We start from the raw sequence: 15,953 nt of genomic DNA on the forward strand, positions 1-15,953 counted from the left end.
TATTCAATATTACTTCTATTCTATCAAGAATTTCCCTTTTTGTACATCAGAAAGTAAGAAAAATATTCTTTGAACGTCAAATTTTAATTTCCTACTAAAGTGGTTCCATTCCCTACAGGGATAGGTTTTAAAAAAAGACTTTGCTGATTTTTGCAAACCAGCAAAGTCCCAAATGAAATGGAGTCAGTTAAATGACTTTTTGACCTTTCTTGTAGACATCTGTCACGAGATTTGTCGCAAAGAAATAGAAGAGATAATCTAGATTTGGTGCATCAAAGATGGTAATGTCGGCCTGTTTGCCAACATCGAAAGAGCCGATTGTTTTAGCACGATCAACTGAATAGGCCGCATTGATGGTCACTGCATTGAGAATTTCTACTGGAGTTAGGCGCATCATGAAGCAACCTAGATGCATGGCAAACTGGAGATTGGCTGTTGGACAAGACCCTGGGTTGCTGTCCGTTGTTAGGGTAATGGCCATCCCAGCGTCCAACATCTTACGAGCCGGTGCATAAGTATCTTCCATGAGGCTGAAGGTTGTAGCTGGCAAAAGATTTCCAATCACTTTTGCTGCAGCTAATTTTTGAATGCCTTCATCCGTAATCACCATCAAGTGTTCTGCGCTTGTAGATTCCAATTCCGCCGCCACATCCACGCCACCAATGGATTCGATCTCATCGGCATGAATCCGCAGTTTGAATCCCATCTCCTTAGCTTTTGAAAGAAGATAGCGAGATTCATCTGCTGTAAAGACACCTTTTTCACAGAAGATATCACAGAACTCAGCTAGTTTTTCTTCCTTCACTTTGGGAAGCATTTGTTCCACAATGAGATCTAAATATTCTTGGGAACGGCCCTTGTACTCTGTTGGGATCGCATGGGCTGCCATAAAGGTCGAAACCAAGTCTATTTGATGATCACGGTCCAGTGCAGCCACAACATCCAACTGGCGTTTTTCAGTTTCCCAATCCAAACCATAGCCACTCTTGGCTTCGACAGTGGTCACTCCATGACGCAACATGTAATCCAACAGTCGTTTGGACTTGTCATAGAGATTTTCAAAAGAAGCTTCCCGTGTCGCCCGAACCGTGCTCAGAATTCCACCGCCTTGGGCGAGGATGTCTAAGTAAGAAACACCCGCTAATTTTTTCGCAAATTCATGTTCACGACTACCTCCATAGACCAAGTGGGTATGGCAGTCAATCAGGCCAGGAGTCGCAACTTTTCCTTCACAGGATTTCACTTCCGTATGGTCATCAATCAGTTCTGGTTCTGGTTGACCTGTCCCAACTGCAAGAATTTTTCCATCCTTAATAGCGATATAAGCATCGGAAAGGATTTGCGCTTCTGCCATCTCTTTTCCATAGAGAGGATGGCCTAGATCATTCGGACAAAACAATTGGTTAAAGTGGGTTAATAGGATATCAGCAGACATATGAAACATTCCTTTCTATTTCCATTGTTATTCATTTTACAATTCTACAGGAAAAGCGTCAAAAAAAAGTCAAAAAGTTTTTCCCTCATTTTTTTTTGCTTTATTAAAAATTATATTTTTTTTTGACTCTTTATTGACGTTTCTTCGATACAATAAAGAAAATATAAATTCACAGTCCAACTATAAGGAGGGTTCTGCTATGTCATTTATAGACGAGAAAGAAATTGCAGCTGCTATGTCTGTCAAACTTGACTTTGATGTCCTACCTGAAAAGGCGACTTTTCAAGAAGGCATCCGTCGTGCACCTGATAGAGGCTTCCGCTTAACGCAAGCTCAGACTGAAATTGCCCTTAAAAATGCTTTGCGTTACATTCCTAAAAAATTCCACCAAGAGTTGATCCCAGAATTTCTGGAAGAACTGAGAACTCGCGGTCGGATCTATGGCTATCGCTTCCGTCCAAAAGATCGGATCTACGGAAAACCAATCGATGAGTACAAAGGAAAATGCACTGCTGCTAAGGCTATGCAGGTCATGATCGACAACAACTTGAGCTTTGAAATTGCCCTTTATCCATATGAATTGGTCACTTATGGGGAAACAGGATCTGTCTGCGCCAACTGGATGCAGTACAACTTGATCAAGAAATACTTGGAAGTCATGACAGAAGACCAAACCTTGGTGGTTGAATCGGGTCACCCTCTAGGCCTCTTCAAATCGAAACCAGAAGCTCCTCGTGTCGTCATTACTAACGGTCTCTTGATTGGTGAATATGACAATATGCGCGACTGGGAAATCGCTGAAGAAATGGGAGTAACCAACTACGGTCAGATGACGGCTGGTGGCTGGATGTACATCGGTCCTCAAGGGATCGTTCACGGTACTTTCAACACCCTTCTCAATGCTGGTCGTCTTAAACTCGGTGTGCCTGATGACGGCGACTTAACTGGTAAACTCTTTATTTCATCTGGTCTCGGTGGAATGAGCGGAGCTCAAGGGAAAGCAGCTGAAATCGCAAAAGCGGTTGCCATCGTTGCAGAAGTGGACCGCTCTCGGATCGAAACCCGTCACTCTCAAGGCTGGATTAGCCAAGTGACAGATAGTGCCGAAGAAGCTGTGAAATTGGCTCAAGCAGCCCTTGAAGCTGGTGAATCCACTTCGATTGCCTACCATGGTAATATCGTAGATTTGCTCGAATATGTCAATGAACACAATGTTCACGTTCATCTCTTGTCTGACCAAACCTCTTGCCACAACGTTTATGATGGTGGCTATTGCCCAGTTGGCATCAGCTTTGAAGAGCGTACACGTTTGCTGGCAGAAGACAAAGAAACCTTCCGCCGTTTGGTTGATGAAACCTTGGCTCGTCACTTTGCAGTGATCAAAGCCTTGACGGCTAAAGGTACTTACTTCTTCGACTACGGTAATGCCTTCATGAAATCTGTTTACGACTCAGGCATCAAGGAAATTTCTAAGAATGGCTTGGATGACAAGGACGGCTTCATTTGGCCATCTTATGTAGAAGATATCATGGGACCTATGCTCTTTGACTATGGATACGGTCCATTCCGTTGGGTCTGCCTCAGCGGTAAACATGAAGACTTGATTGCAACTGACCACGCAGCTATGGAAGCGATCGATCCAACTCGTCGCTACCAAGACCGCGACAACTACAACTGGATTCGCGATGCTGAGAAGAACCAACTGGTGGTTGGTACACAAGCTCGTATTCTCTATCAAGATTGCATGGGCCGTGTCAATATTGCATTGAAATTCAATGAACTCATTCGCCAAGGCAAGATTGGACCTGTCATGATTGGACGTGACCACCACGACGTATCTGGTACGGATGCTCCATTCCGTGAAACATCAAACATCAAAGATGGATCAAACGTTACTTGTGACATGGCGGTTCAATGTTACGCTGGTAACGCTGCTCGCGGTATGAGTCTCGTTGCCCTCCACAACGGTGGTGGTACTGGTATCGGTAAAGCCATCAACGGTGGATTTGGTCTCGTTCTAGACGGTAGCCACCGGATCGATGAAATCATCAAGTCTGCCATTGCCTGGGATACCATGGGCGGGGTTGCTCGTCGGAACTGGGCACGGAACGATCATGCTATCGAAACAGCGATCGAGTACAACCGTCTCCATGCAGGAACAGACCACATCACCATTCCTTATCTGGCAGATGAAGATTTGGTCAAAGAAGCCGTTCAAAAATTGTTTTAACATCAAAAAATAAAAACTGAGAAAGGGGAGGAAAATACAAAGACTCCTCCTCCCCAACTTCTCCTATAAAAAGAGGTAATCATATGGCAAAAATTGTTGAGTGTATTCCAAACTTCTCTGAAGGACGCAATCAGGCTGTGATCGACGGATTAGCAGCTACAGCAAAAAGTATTCCAGGTGTTACGTTACTAGACTACTCGTCCGATGCCAGCCACAACCGTAGCGTCTTTACACTCGTTGGGGATGAAGAAAGCATTCAAGAAGTGGCTTTCCAATTGGTGAAATACGCTTCTGAAAACATTGATATGACCAAGCACGAAGGCGAACACCCTCGTATGGGAGCAACAGACGTTTGTCCATTCGTTCCGGTTAAAGATATCACTACAGCTGAATGCGTTGAGATCGCTAATAAAGTAGCCGAACGCATCAATCGTGAATTAGGTATTCCAATCTTCCTTTATGAAGATGCTGCAACTCGCCCAGAACGGAAGAACTTGGCCAAAGTGCGTAAAGGACAATTTGAAGGAATGCCAGAAAAATTGTTGGAAGAAGACTGGAAGCCAGACTACGGTGAACGCAAGATTCACCCAACTGCAGGGGTTACAGCTGTTGGTGTCCGGATGCCACTCGTTGCTTTCAATATCAACCTTGACACAGACGACCTAGAGATTGCCAATAAGATTTCTAAAATCATTCGTGGATCAAGCGGTGGATACAAATACTGTAAAGCGATCGGTGTCATGCTAGAAGATCGCAACATCGCCCAAGTCTCCATCAACATGGTCAACTTGGAACAATTCCCATTGTATCGTGTCGTTGAAACCGTTCGTTTCGAAGCGCAACGCTATGGTGTTCGCATCATCGGAACAGAACTCATTGGACTGGCTCCTGCTAAGGCTTTGATCGACTCTGCTGAATACTACTTGCAATTAGAAGACTTTGACTACAGCAAACAAGTCTTGGAAAATCACTTGTTGGGTTAGAAAGGGAGTTCTATGAAACTAGTTGACTTAAGTATTACGGAGTTTGCCAAAGTTCTTGGTTCAGATGCTCCAGCTCCAGGTGGTGGTTCTGCTGCTGCTCTATCTGCTGCGAATGGGATTTCCCTTACAAAAATGGTCTGTGAACTGACCATTGGAAAGAAAAAATACGCAGAATTTGAAGACCACATCAAAGGGGTTCATGAAAAAAGCGCTCAACTCCAAGACCAATTACTAGAAGCCATCGATAAAGATACAGAAGCTTTCAACGTCGTATCAGCTGTCTTTGATCTTCCAAAAGAAACGGAAGAAGAGAAAGCCGCTCGTCGTGAAGCCATGCAAAAAGCTTTGAAACATGCGACAGTATCTCCTTTCTCTATGATGGAGCTCATCGTTGAAGCTCTTGAAACCACCAAAGAAGCTGTTGGCAAGTCCAACACCAATGCGGCTAGTGACCTAGGGGTAGCTGCTCTGAATCTTAAAGCTGGCCTTCAAGGTGCTTGGCTCAATGTCTTGATCAACATTTCAGGAATCAAGGACCAAGACTTCGTCCAAGAATACCACAGCAAGGGACTCAAACTTCTCCAAACCGGTTCTGATCTTGCAGATAACATTTACCAAACCATTTTAGAAAGTCTATCTTAAACCTAGCAAATAAAAATAAAGAAAGAAGGGATTCTATGGTTTTATCGGATATTGAAATCGCCAATTCTGTCCAAATGAAGCCCATCACCGATATCGCTGCTGAACTTGGATTGACCGAAGACGATATTTCGCTCTACGGAAAATACAAGGCAAAAATTGATAGCAACCAACTGGAACAACTCAAGGATAAGGAAGATGGAAAGCTGATCCTCGTGACAGCCATCTCACCGACACCTGCTGGAGAAGGAAAGACAACCACCTCTGTTGGCTTGGTCGATGCTCTTTCAGCTATTGGTGAAAAAGCCGTCATTGCTCTCCGCGAACCGTCTCTTGGCCCTGTCTTTGGGATCAAGGGTGGAGCTGCCGGTGGCGGGTACGCCCAAGTGGTTCCAATGGAAGATATCAACCTTCACTTTACCGGAGACTTCCATGCCATTGGGATTGCCAACAACCTCCTTGCAGCCTTGATTGACAACCATATCCATCACGGCAATGAGTTGGGCATCGATTCTCGTCGCATCACCTGGAAACGGGTGGTCGATATGAACGACCGTCAACTCCGTCATATTGTCGATGGCCTTCAAGGAAAAACAAACGGAGTTCCTCGTGAAGATGGCTTTGACATCACCGTGGCTTCTGAAATCATGGCCATTCTCTGTCTCTCTGAAAATATCCTTGATCTCAAAGAACGTCTTGATCGCATCATTATTGGGTACAACTACCAAGGACAACCGGTCACAGCCAAAGATCTCAAGGCTGGAGGTGCCATGGCAGCTGTCCTCAAAGATGCCATCCATCCAAATTTGGTGCAAACCTTGGAACATACTCCTGCCATCATCCACGGTGGACCATTTGCCAATATCGCCCATGGCTGTAACAGTGTGCTGGCTACTAAACTAGCCCTCAAATATGCAGACTATGTCGTGACAGAAGCTGGTTTTGGAGCAGACCTCGGTGCTGAAAAATTCATCGATATTAAGTGCCGCATGGCCGGGCTCAAACCTGCTGCCGTTGTCCTCGTCGCAACCAACCGTGCTCTCAAGATGCATGGTGGAGTTGCCAAAGCAGACTTGGCTACCGAAAATGTCCAAGCCGTTATCGATGGACTACCAAACCTAGACAAACACTTGGCCAACATTCAAGAAGTCTATGGTCTACCAGTGGTCGTTGCCATTAACAAATTCCCACTGGATACAGAAGCAGAGCTAGAAGCTGTCTATGAATCTTGTAAGAAACGCCATGTAGATGTGGTCATTTCAGATGTCTGGGCACATGGTGGAGCTGGTGGTCGTGACTTGGCTGAAAAAGTCATTCAACTGGCTCAAGAAGAAAACCACTTCTCTTATGTCTATGACGAAGAAGACAGCATTGAAACAAAATTGACTAAGATCGTCACAAAAGTCTATGGTGGTAAAGGCATCAGCTTAACACCAGCGGCCAAACGCGAACTCAAAGAATTGGAAGCTCTGGGCTTCTCGAACTACCCAATCTGTATGGCCAAAACCCAATACTCCTTCTCAGACGATGCGAAGAAGATGGGAGCACCAAAAGATTTCACAGTTAAAATCAGTAACCTTAAGGTGGCTGCCGGAGCTGGCTTCATCGTAGCTCTCACTGGTACCATTATGACCATGCCTGGCCTACCTAAAGTTCCTGCCAGTGAAAAGATTGATATCGATGACCACGGCAATATCACTGGTCTCTTTTAAGAAAGAAGGCGTCCTATGGTGACTCTCCTTCATCTTACCCCCGCAGATTATCAAATTTCTACCTGGTCCGGTGGCCAAACCACCCAACTCTTTCTCTCCCCAGAGGGAGGAAGCTATCCAGATCGGACCTTTGACTTCCGCCTCTCTACTGCAACGGTAGAGGTTGAAAAAAGTAACTTTACCGATCTCACGGGCTACCACCGAATCTTGATGCCCTTGAATGCCTCCATTAGGCTCACCCATCACCATAAAGAAGTGGTTTTGAACCCCTTTCAAAGCTACTTCTTTGATGGGGGAGATCCTGTATCTAGCCAAGGGACTTGTCAAGACTTTAATTTGATTTACAAACCTTCTTATCAGGGGCATATGAGTGCTATATCCCCAAAAGAGAGTGTCAAAAGTCAGAGTCGCTATCAATTGATCTACGCTCTCTGTCCACTAACACTCGAATGGGGAAACAATCATTCTCAAACTCTCCAAACTCACGAGCTCCTGGTGATCGAACAAGCATCTCCTCTTCAAGAGATGACAATCACGTTTTTACCCCATCAGTCTGGGGAGCAACCGATTGCTATCTGGACTGGACTACAATAATGTTCACAAAGGAGAAACATTATGAACGGAGCACATAAACAGTCGATTGAGGAACAAGAAAAAGCGAAATTCAGCTTTAGCGGTGCCACTCTTTACGGTATCAACGCCGTAATCGGATCTGGTATCTTCCTCCTTCCTCAAAAAATTTATTCTGGCCTCGGACCAGCTTCTCTAGCTGTCATGTTCGGGGTTGCCATTCTCGTCATGCTACTATCAGCCTGTCTGGCTGAAACAGCTGGCTACTTCGACAAAAACGGTGGAGCCATGCAATACTCAAAAGCCGCTTTCGGAGACTTCGTTGGCTTTAACGTTGGGATTCTCGGTTGGGCCGTTACTGTTATCGCTTGGGCTGCCATGTTAGCCGGATTTGCTAAGATCTTCATCATCACCTTCCCAGCATTTGAAGGCTACAACCTTCCGATCAGTATCGGTATGCTGATTCTCTTGAGTCTGATGAACATTGCCGGTCTGAAAACCTCTAAGATGTTTACTCTGACAGCTACTGTTGCAAAATTAATTCCAATTGTCCTCTTCTCACTCTTTGCCATCTTCTTCATTCCCGGTGGCGTGAGCAAGGGCAACTTCACACCTTTCCTTCAATTGGAAAGTGGAACAAACCTCTTCAGTTCTATTTCTAGTACAGCCGTCTACATCTTCTACGGTTTCATCGGATTTGAAACCATGTCTATCGTTGCAGGGGAAATGCGCAACCCTGAAAAGAACGTTCCCCGCGCTATTCTAGGTTCTATCAGTATTGTATCTGTTCTCTACATGTTGATCATCGCAGGAACAATCGCCATGCTTGGTGGTCGCATTATGCAAACTGGTGCACCAGTACAAGACGCATTTGTCGAAATGATTGGCCCTATCGGAGCTCCACTCGTTTCTTACGGAGCCCTCATTTCAATCGCCGGTCTAAACATCGGTGAATCCATCATGGTCCCTCGTTTTGGTGCCGCATTAGCAACTGAAAAACTCTTGCCAGAAGGGCTTGGAAAAACAAACTCTAAGAATGCCCCTGTCATTGCCATTATCATTTCTGGTATCTTCGCCTTCTTACTCTTGTTATCTGGCTCTTTCGAAACATTAGCAACCTTCAGTGTTGTCTTCCGTTTCTTCCAATACATTCCAACTGCTTTGGCAGCCATCAAACTCAGAAAAATGTACCCAGACAAAAAGGTTACCTTCCGAGTACCATTTGGTCCTGTTATCCCAGTTCTAGCTGTTGTGATCAGTATCTTGATGATTGCAGGGGACAACATGATGAACTTTGTTTGGGGTGCCATCGGTCTCGTGATCGCAAGTGGACTCTACTTTGTTTTCCACGGCGATAAACTACATAAATCGAAAACCCTTCCTCACTAATTTTCTTTACACACTAGATGGGAACAGAGACGGGAGTGAAGCTCGGTTTTGCTCCCTAACCCATCTAGGACTCCACGAATATCAAACCTGAGCCCTTTTCTCTATGACTCTTTTCAATTCTTTAGATCAATAGACAATGGGCCCATGTTTGGTATTCAAACCGAAGTAAACAACACTACTTCCACAGAACAACTATTCATAATCGGAGGTTTTATATGACTCAATTGATTCATTTAGATGGTAATAGCTTAACACTCGAAGAAGTCATCGCTGTAGCTCGGCACGGTGCCCAATGTGAGCTTGATGAACAAGCCAAAGAAGCCGTTATCGCATCCCGTAAAATCGTTGATGACATTGTCCGGGAAAAACGAGTCGTCTATGGTGTAACCACTGGCTTTGGTTCCCTCTGTAATGTCAGCATCTCTCCAGAAGATACTGTTCAACTGCAAGAAAACCTGATTCGAACTCACTCATCTGGCTTCGGTGATCCACTTCCTGAAGATGCCGTTCGTGCCATCATGCTGATCCGTATTAACTCACTATTGAAAGGTTATTCTGGCATTCGTCTGTCAACCGTTGAAAAACTGTTAGAATTGCTCAACAAAGGAGTCACTCCTTATATCCCTGAAAAAGGCTCTCTCGGAGCTTCTGGAGATCTTGCTCCTCTTTCTCATATGGTTTTACCAATGTTGGGTCTTGGACGCGCCTACTACAAAGGAGAACTTCTCAGTGGTCAAGAAGCCTTAGATCGTGCTGGAATTGAAAAGATCCAATTAGCTGCCAAAGAAGGGCTTGCCTTGATCAATGGTACGACTGTCCTAACCGGTATCGGTGCTCTTGCGACTTATGATGGTATCCAATTGCTCAAACTCTCTGATATCGCTGGTGCTCTCTCAATGGAAGTTCACAATGGAATTACCAGTCCATTCGAAGAAGACCTTCATACCATCCGTCCTCAAAGTGGACAATTGGCAACCGCTCGCAATATCCGCAACCTCCTTGAAGGAAGCAAGAACACAACGGTAGCAACCCAACAACGGGTCCAAGACCCTTACACACTCCGTTGTATCCCTCAAATCCATGGAGCTAGCAAGGATTCTATTGCTTATGTAAAAGAAAAAGTTGAAATCGAAATCAACTCTGTGACAGATAATCCAATTATTACTAAAGAAGGCCACGTCATCTCCGGCGGGAACTTCCACGGAGAACCAATGGCACAACCATTTGACTTCCTAGGGATCGCCCTTTCTGAAATCGGAAACGTATCTGAACGTCGGGTGGAACGCTTGGTCAACAGCCAGCTTAGTAAATTACCATCCTTCTTGGTTAAACACCCTGGACTCAACTCAGGCTTCATGATTACCCAGTATGCTTGTGCATCCCTTGCATCGGAAAATAAAATTTTGGCTCACCCTGCTAGTGTCGATTCTATTCCATCTTGTGAAAACCAAGAAGATTTCGTCAGCATGGGAACGACTGCCGCTCGTAAAGCAGCAGAAATTCTTAAAAACTCCCGTCGCATCGTTGCTACTGAAATCATGGCAGCTTGCCAAGCCTTGGATCTCAAGCCAGAAAATCATGAACTTGGTAAAGGTACAAAACCAGCTTATGAGCTGATTCGTCAAAAACTGAACTTCATTGAATTTGACAAAGATATCGAAATCTTTGAAGAACTTAATAAAGCATCTGCTGTTGTCGAAAGCGAAGAATTCTTAGCAACCATCGAAAAAGCAGTTGACTTAAGCATTCAATACTGATACAGTAAGAATAAAGCAAAACAGAGGCTGGCGATCTTCTCAGCCTCTGCCTGCTTTCAGAAAAATAAGGGAGGCGACAAGCTTGCTCACAAACTACTATCCAATGACCTACAGCTACTACCAAGGTAGCATCGAGGACAATCCCTACACGGCCAAATGGGGAATGGTCACCAAATTTTTAGACCTAAACGACGAGACCCTCACTCCATTTGAGGGTATGACCTTTGGGATCATCGGCTTTAAGAGTGACAAAGGAGTCTATATCAATAATGGGCGTGTAGGAGCAGTCGAGGGTCCTACAGCCATCCGTTCTCAAATCGCTAAACTTCCATGGCACTGGGGAACCAATGTGACAGTGTATGATGTGGGAAATATTGACGGGCCTAACCATTCACTAGAAGAACTCCAAGAAAGCCTCTCACAAGCGATCCAGCGCATGTACCAATTAGGGATTCAACCCATTGTCCTAGGAGGCGGTCACGGAACTGCTTACGGCCACTATCTAGGGATTCAATCCAGTTTAGAAAAAGATGAACAACTGGCTGTGATCAATCTGGATGCCCACTTTGATTTGCGACCTTACGACCAAACCGGTCCCAATTCTGGAACAGGTTTTCGTCAAATGGCTGATCATGCTAAAGAAAAAGGTCAGGACTTCCCTTACCTCATCCTGGGGATCCAAGAGCACAATAATAACCTCTTCCTCTTTAATTATGTTGCTAAAACACCAAGCATTGATTTTTTAACTGGCCAAGATCTCTTCCAGATGAGCCACCAAGCCATTCTGGATCGAATCGATCAATTTTTAGAAAACCAAACCGCGATCTATCTGTCTATTGATATGGATTGCTTTGCGGTCGGCTCTGCTCCTGGTGTTAGCGCCATCCAATCACTTGGTGTCGATCCCAAACTAGCCCTCCTGCTTCTCCAACACATTGCTGCCAGTGGTAAGCTAATCGGATTTGATGTCGTGGAAGTTTCTCCTCCTCATGACATTGACAACCATACTTCAAATCTTGCTGCGACCTTTATCTTTTACTTGACCCAAATATTGGCGCAACAAAAACTGAACTAAGAAGATTTCTACACACATAAAAAGCATAGAAACACCCATTGCTAGGGCATTTCTATGCTTTTTCTTCATTTTCAGACACAATGATCTTTGCCTGAAAAGAGGACAGGCCACTTAGCCTTCTCTTATGATTTAGGCAAGAGACACTACAGGTCTTTTAATTTCTTAAGAAACTGACGATCTCTGTAGGGATTCAAGTGTTGCTCTGCCACCTTCTTGTAGTAATTCTTATCTTCTTTCAAGAAGGTGCTCAGGGCAGGAGCGAGCTCTTCTCCCTTCTCCTTTTGATTAGATAAGAAAGCCAATAGATAATGAACCATCCCCTTATCCCGCGAATTGGCAGATGGATTCATCGTCCTTTCTTTTCGAGCCAGATAATCCGCAACCTTCTCCTGATCCCCTTGCTGACAAGCAATCAAAGATTGGTAAAATTCGAGCAATTCTTCCTTCCAAGGGAAACGAACACTGGACAAAATCTTCTGAGCTCTGTCAAAACAGAGGCGAGCTTGAATCAAATCTCCCTTCCAATAATAGGCGATCCCAAGATCAATATCAAAGACGACGCGGACGGAATCAACAGCTTGATCTCCCACCAAACGCAGAACCTCTTCTAAGTGGATGACCGCTACTTGGAAATGCCCTCTCACTTGCTCGATTTCAGCGAGGTAGGCCAAAGAAGCTGCAATTTGAATGGCATACTTGGCCTGCATGCTATTGGTCAAACTAAAGCAATCAATAGAGCGATACAGATGCCGGGTTGCCTGCTCCTCATCCCCAACCATCAGGTGATACAAGCCCTTCAAACGCAACTGGATCGCGATGACCTCATGATTATTAGCTTGGATGGCATCTTCTAAAGCTAAATCTGTATAATAGGCCATCTCAGAGATATTTTCCGTTTGAATGCAATAATAAATGATTTGCCGATAACCCTCTAAGAGGAAGTCGGATTGCTTGAGTTCCCGCGCATAGGAGATGACTTTTTGGATATCATGAATCCCCTTTTGATACTCCCCACTTCGAATAAAATAGCGACCTTCTAGGTACAAGTAACGCAGTTGTAAATGCTTGTATTCTCTATCTCTTTGGTGCCTTGAAAAGAGGTTATCTAATTCTTGGCGAATGCGGGATAGCTCTCCAAAAATGTCCAAATGGCTATTTGTACCATCTGATAGGAACCCCTCATCTACCTTGGAATAAATCGGAAACAGCTCATGCTCCAGCTGAAGGATTTCTTCTAAATAGGTCAACTCAAAAGATATGGAACGCAAAAGATTTTGGGATTGTTTGTATTGGTAGGCAATTTCCTTATAAAGAAGAAGGTCCGTCGAATCTTCTAAAGTTTCTTCCAATTTTTGCGCAATTTGTTGGTGGAAGAGCCGCCGTCTAGCTGGCGAAAGAAGATGGTAAAAGTACATGGCTACCAATTGCTTGCAGAATTGAACCATGAGAGCCTCGCCTTCTTCTACGATTGAGACGATCGCTCTTTCAGATAAAGGCTCGATTAATTCTGTCAAAACAGGAAGCTCTGTAGCCGTCAATTCTGCTAAGATAGACAGAGAAATTGGCTTATGAAAACAAGATAGGTAGTGTAGAAGAGCCTCTTCCTCACTGCTCATATCCCCAAGCTCCTGAGAAAGATAGGCTTGAATGATATCAGGCAAGGGTTCTAAATTTTCATTTTCTTTCCACTCTTCGATATAGCTGGACAGAAAGAACGGACTGCCTTCACTCCATTCGACCATCTGCTCCATCACTGCAGGCTCTATTGCTCCCAGTTCCCCTTTCAAGAGAGCACGACTTTCACTTGGGGCAAAATTGGTCAACTCTAGTTGGGACAAGCGTTTCTCTACCTTCAAGCCCCCCAAGAAGTTGACGAAGAAAGCTGGCAGAGGCTCTTCAGCTGTAAAAATCAGTTGCCATTTCTCCTGGTTTCTTCTTTCCTCTAGTTGTTTCACTTTTTCTAGAGACACTGCATCGAACCACTGGGCGTTTTCAAGCAGGATCAGGAGCGGTTTTTCTTTGCTAAGGCTCTGAAGCTGATTCCATACAGAAATGAGATCATCCTCCTCTTCCAGAAGGGAAATCCCCATCTCATCCCCCAGTTTCTCTAGCGCTTGTCTGAGATCATTCCAGGCGCTTCCTTCATAGCGTTGACTAGTAGCTTTTCCTTCCACCTTGATAAAGTTAAAACTGCGATTGGACATCAAGACCAACTGCCGTAACAGACGTTTCTTACCTGTTCCAGATTGCCCTATCACGAGAAAAGGACCTACCGCCTCACCCGTCTCGACTAAGGAAAGGTATTCCTCGAGTTGCGAGAGTTCTTGTTTCCGACCAAAGAAGGGAAGTTCATGGATATTTAAGCGATGACTCAGTTTATGAGTTCGTTTGGCTTCCAAAACGGAGTGATAAAGTTCCTCAATCGCTCGACTGGGACGCACACTGAGCTCGCGATCCAATAAATCGACTAGCTTATAGTAGGTCTCAAAAAATTTTCCTAGCTGATGATGGAAGCTATAATACTCCATCAAGAGCTGGTAGTTTTTCTCTTCAAATTCATCCAGCTCTACCAAATGATGGAGCAAGATTTCTATACTAGGATCTGCAAAACCGACCTGCTCAATTTTTTGATAGCAGCTTTCGACATAGAGCTTCCTATAAGCATCTCGTTTACGAGAAGCCCACTGATCAAAGTCTTCATCATCCTTGACATAGAAGCCCTCTAGAAAGTCTCCCTGATAGATATCCAAGGCACTTAGTGGGTCTCTTTCAAAACGCTGAACATCTAAACAAAGACTCAACTCAGGATTAAGAGCCAAACTACTCCGGCTTGGTGAGACAATGATATCTCCTTCAAAGATTTTATTGGCTTGGTAAACCGTATTCCGTAAGTTTTTGCGAGCGACTTGGTTTTCCTTATCTCCCCAGAGGATACCGGCTATTTCATCACGGTTGACTTGCCCCATGACCGCCAAGTAATAAAGCAAGGCCTCCATCTTCGAAAAAGAAAACCGAATATCTTTCTGATTGAAAACAACCTTAGGGGGTCCAAATAACTTTAACGTGAGATCTTTCTTCATTGCAAGCGCCTCCAAAATCGTCTTAGTTATACTATAAAAAAAAAGTTGGCTTTTAGCAAGTGATTTATCCAAATAAAAAGAGATTGAGAACGATTCTTTCTCAATCTCTACACTTCCTACTAAAAGTGTTGATTAATTCCCTTCAAAATTCGGTTGATGATCAAATAACGCCTTTGTTGCTTGGTAGACGTGGTAAGCGACATCTTCATTGTTCATGGTGTAAAGGTGGACACCTGCCACATCTTGAGTGACCAAATCAACGATTTGATCGACTGCATAGGCAAGTCCTGCTGCTCTGAGTGACTCAGGATCATGCTCATACTTGTCCAGAATGGCTTTAAACTTCCGTGGGATATGAACATTTTCACAAGTCTTAAGGAGACGAAGAGCCTGATTACGGTTGAGAATCGGCATCACTCCTGCATGAATAGGAACATCGATCCCAGCCAAGGTACACTTATCCTGAAAATCATAGAATCGCTCATTGTCAAAGAAAAGTTGAGTGACCAAGCTAGAGCACCCTGCATCTACCTTCTTTTTAAGATTTTGAATATCTGAAATTTGGTTTGGAGAATCTGGGTGTCCCTCAGGATAGCAAGCACCAATTACCTCAAAATGAGGAGCTTCTGTTTTAATAAATTCAATCAGATCCGTTGCATAACGAAAGTCTTTTAAAGGTTCCACACCAGGAATAATATCCCCACGCAGAGCCAAAATCCGATGAACCCCTACTTCATCTAACTCATGAAGAGTATCGGCCACTTTTTCCTTGCTCAAATAGACGGCTGGCAAGTGAGCAATCGTCGGAATAGACAATTCATTTTGAATGTAATTGGCTAAAGCAACCGTCGTCTCTTTGATATTGTATTTATTATTGCTAGCGGTCACACTAATAAAGTGAGGAGCTAGCTCCTGCATATTTGCCAAAGCACGTAAGAGTTTGGCATTGCCTACTTCAGGATTTGGAGGAAAAACTTCAAATGACAGAGACGGTGTGTGTTGTGACATATTCTATCCTTTTCTTTTGTTTCTTTGATCAAGAACTCTGAGCCACTATTTCTAAGATAAGGGAACGATTCGAAA

General features: G+C 44.3%; 11 protein-coding genes. 8 read left to right on the forward strand and 3 right to left on the reverse strand.

Annotated features, from left to right (window positions below):
* Positions 1-187: 187 nt before the first annotated feature.
* Positions 188-1,435 (reverse strand): imidazolonepropionase, encoded by a 1,248-nt coding sequence (gene hutI / locus RIN70_RS08305; protein ID WP_070588702.1) that lies wholly within the window; start codon positions 1,433-1,435, stop codon positions 188-190.
* Between the two features lie 199 nt (positions 1,436-1,634).
* Here hutI and RIN70_RS08310 point away from each other — a divergent pair, with 199 nt between their 5' ends.
* The 8 genes from RIN70_RS08310 (at position 1,635) to hutG (ending at position 11,790) form a co-directional block, all read left to right on the forward strand.
* Positions 1,635-3,665, forward strand: coding sequence for a urocanate hydratase (locus RIN70_RS08310; RefSeq protein WP_070588700.1), 2,031 nt, complete (start codon positions 1,635-1,637; stop codon positions 3,663-3,665).
* Between the two features lie 83 nt (positions 3,666-3,748).
* The gene (gene ftcD / locus RIN70_RS08315) at positions 3,749-4,648 is read left to right on the forward strand and encodes a glutamate formimidoyltransferase (RefSeq protein ID WP_003008641.1); all 900 of its coding nucleotides are present in this window, start codon (positions 3,749-3,751) and stop codon (positions 4,646-4,648) included.
* A 12-nt stretch (positions 4,649-4,660) separates the two neighbouring features.
* Positions 4,661-5,290, forward strand: a complete 630-nt coding sequence (locus tag RIN70_RS08320; RefSeq protein WP_070588699.1) for a cyclodeaminase/cyclohydrolase family protein — start codon at positions 4,661-4,663, stop codon at positions 5,288-5,290.
* Between the two features lie 35 nt (positions 5,291-5,325).
* Positions 5,326-6,999: a formate--tetrahydrofolate ligase gene (locus RIN70_RS08325; RefSeq protein ID WP_313790520.1), complete on the forward strand. Its 1,674-nt coding sequence runs from the start codon at positions 5,326-5,328 to the stop codon at positions 6,997-6,999.
* Positions 7,000-7,014: 15 nt separating this feature from the next.
* Positions 7,015-7,593, forward strand: a complete 579-nt coding sequence (locus RIN70_RS08330; RefSeq protein ID WP_003008647.1) for a HutD/Ves family protein — start codon at positions 7,015-7,017, stop codon at positions 7,591-7,593.
* 21 nt (positions 7,594-7,614) lie between these two features.
* Positions 7,615-8,958 (forward strand): APC family permease, encoded by a 1,344-nt coding sequence (locus tag RIN70_RS08335; protein WP_031576513.1) that lies wholly within the window; start codon positions 7,615-7,617, stop codon positions 8,956-8,958.
* Positions 8,959-9,173: 215 nt separating this feature from the next.
* Complete coding sequence (gene hutH, locus RIN70_RS08340) at positions 9,174-10,715, forward strand: histidine ammonia-lyase (RefSeq protein ID WP_070595442.1); 1,542 nt, start codon at positions 9,174-9,176, stop codon at positions 10,713-10,715.
* 82 nt (positions 10,716-10,797) lie between these two features.
* Positions 10,798-11,790, forward strand: coding sequence for a formimidoylglutamase (gene hutG, locus RIN70_RS08345; RefSeq protein ID WP_024054987.1), 993 nt, complete (start codon positions 10,798-10,800; stop codon positions 11,788-11,790).
* A gap of 143 nt (positions 11,791-11,933) precedes the next feature.
* Here hutG and RIN70_RS08350 read toward each other — a convergent pair whose 3' ends face one another.
* Together RIN70_RS08350 and metF are read right to left on the reverse strand one after the other, a co-directional pair.
* On the reverse strand, positions 11,934-14,870 hold the full coding sequence (locus RIN70_RS08350) for an ATP-binding protein (RefSeq protein ID WP_070588695.1): 2,937 nt from the start codon (positions 14,868-14,870) through the stop codon (positions 11,934-11,936).
* Positions 14,871-15,002: 132 nt separating this feature from the next.
* The gene (metF, locus tag RIN70_RS08355) at positions 15,003-15,878 is read right to left on the reverse strand and encodes a methylenetetrahydrofolate reductase [NAD(P)H] (protein WP_070588693.1); all 876 of its coding nucleotides are present in this window, start codon (positions 15,876-15,878) and stop codon (positions 15,003-15,005) included.
* Between the last annotated feature and the right edge of the window lie 75 nt (positions 15,879-15,953).

The sequence above is a fragment of the Streptococcus parasanguinis genome (assembly GCF_032163505.1).
In the GTDB taxonomy this organism is placed as follows: domain Bacteria; phylum Bacillota; class Bacilli; order Lactobacillales; family Streptococcaceae; genus Streptococcus; species Streptococcus parasanguinis_V.

Coding starts and splice junctions, on each gene's coding strand:
- RIN70_RS08350 (WP_070588695.1), bottom strand. CDS start 14,870: ATGAAGAAAGATCTCACGTTAAAGTTATTTGGACCCCCTAAGGTTGTT.
- metF (WP_070588693.1), bottom strand. CDS start 15,878: ATGTCACAACACACACCGTCTCTGTCATTTGAAGTTTTTCCTCCAAAT.
- RIN70_RS08335 (WP_031576513.1), top strand. CDS start 7,615: ATGAACGGAGCACATAAACAGTCGATTGAGGAACAAGAAAAAGCGAAA.
- ftcD (WP_003008641.1), top strand. CDS start 3,749: ATGGCAAAAATTGTTGAGTGTATTCCAAACTTCTCTGAAGGACGCAAT.
- hutI (WP_070588702.1), bottom strand. CDS start 1,435: ATGTCTGCTGATATCCTATTAACCCACTTTAACCAATTGTTTTGTCCG.
- RIN70_RS08330 (WP_003008647.1), top strand. CDS start 7,015: ATGGTGACTCTCCTTCATCTTACCCCCGCAGATTATCAAATTTCTACC.
- hutH (WP_070595442.1), top strand. CDS start 9,174: ATGACTCAATTGATTCATTTAGATGGTAATAGCTTAACACTCGAAGAA.
- RIN70_RS08310 (WP_070588700.1), top strand. CDS start 1,635: ATGTCATTTATAGACGAGAAAGAAATTGCAGCTGCTATGTCTGTCAAA.
- RIN70_RS08320 (WP_070588699.1), top strand. CDS start 4,661: ATGAAACTAGTTGACTTAAGTATTACGGAGTTTGCCAAAGTTCTTGGT.
- RIN70_RS08325 (WP_313790520.1), top strand. CDS start 5,326: ATGGTTTTATCGGATATTGAAATCGCCAATTCTGTCCAAATGAAGCCC.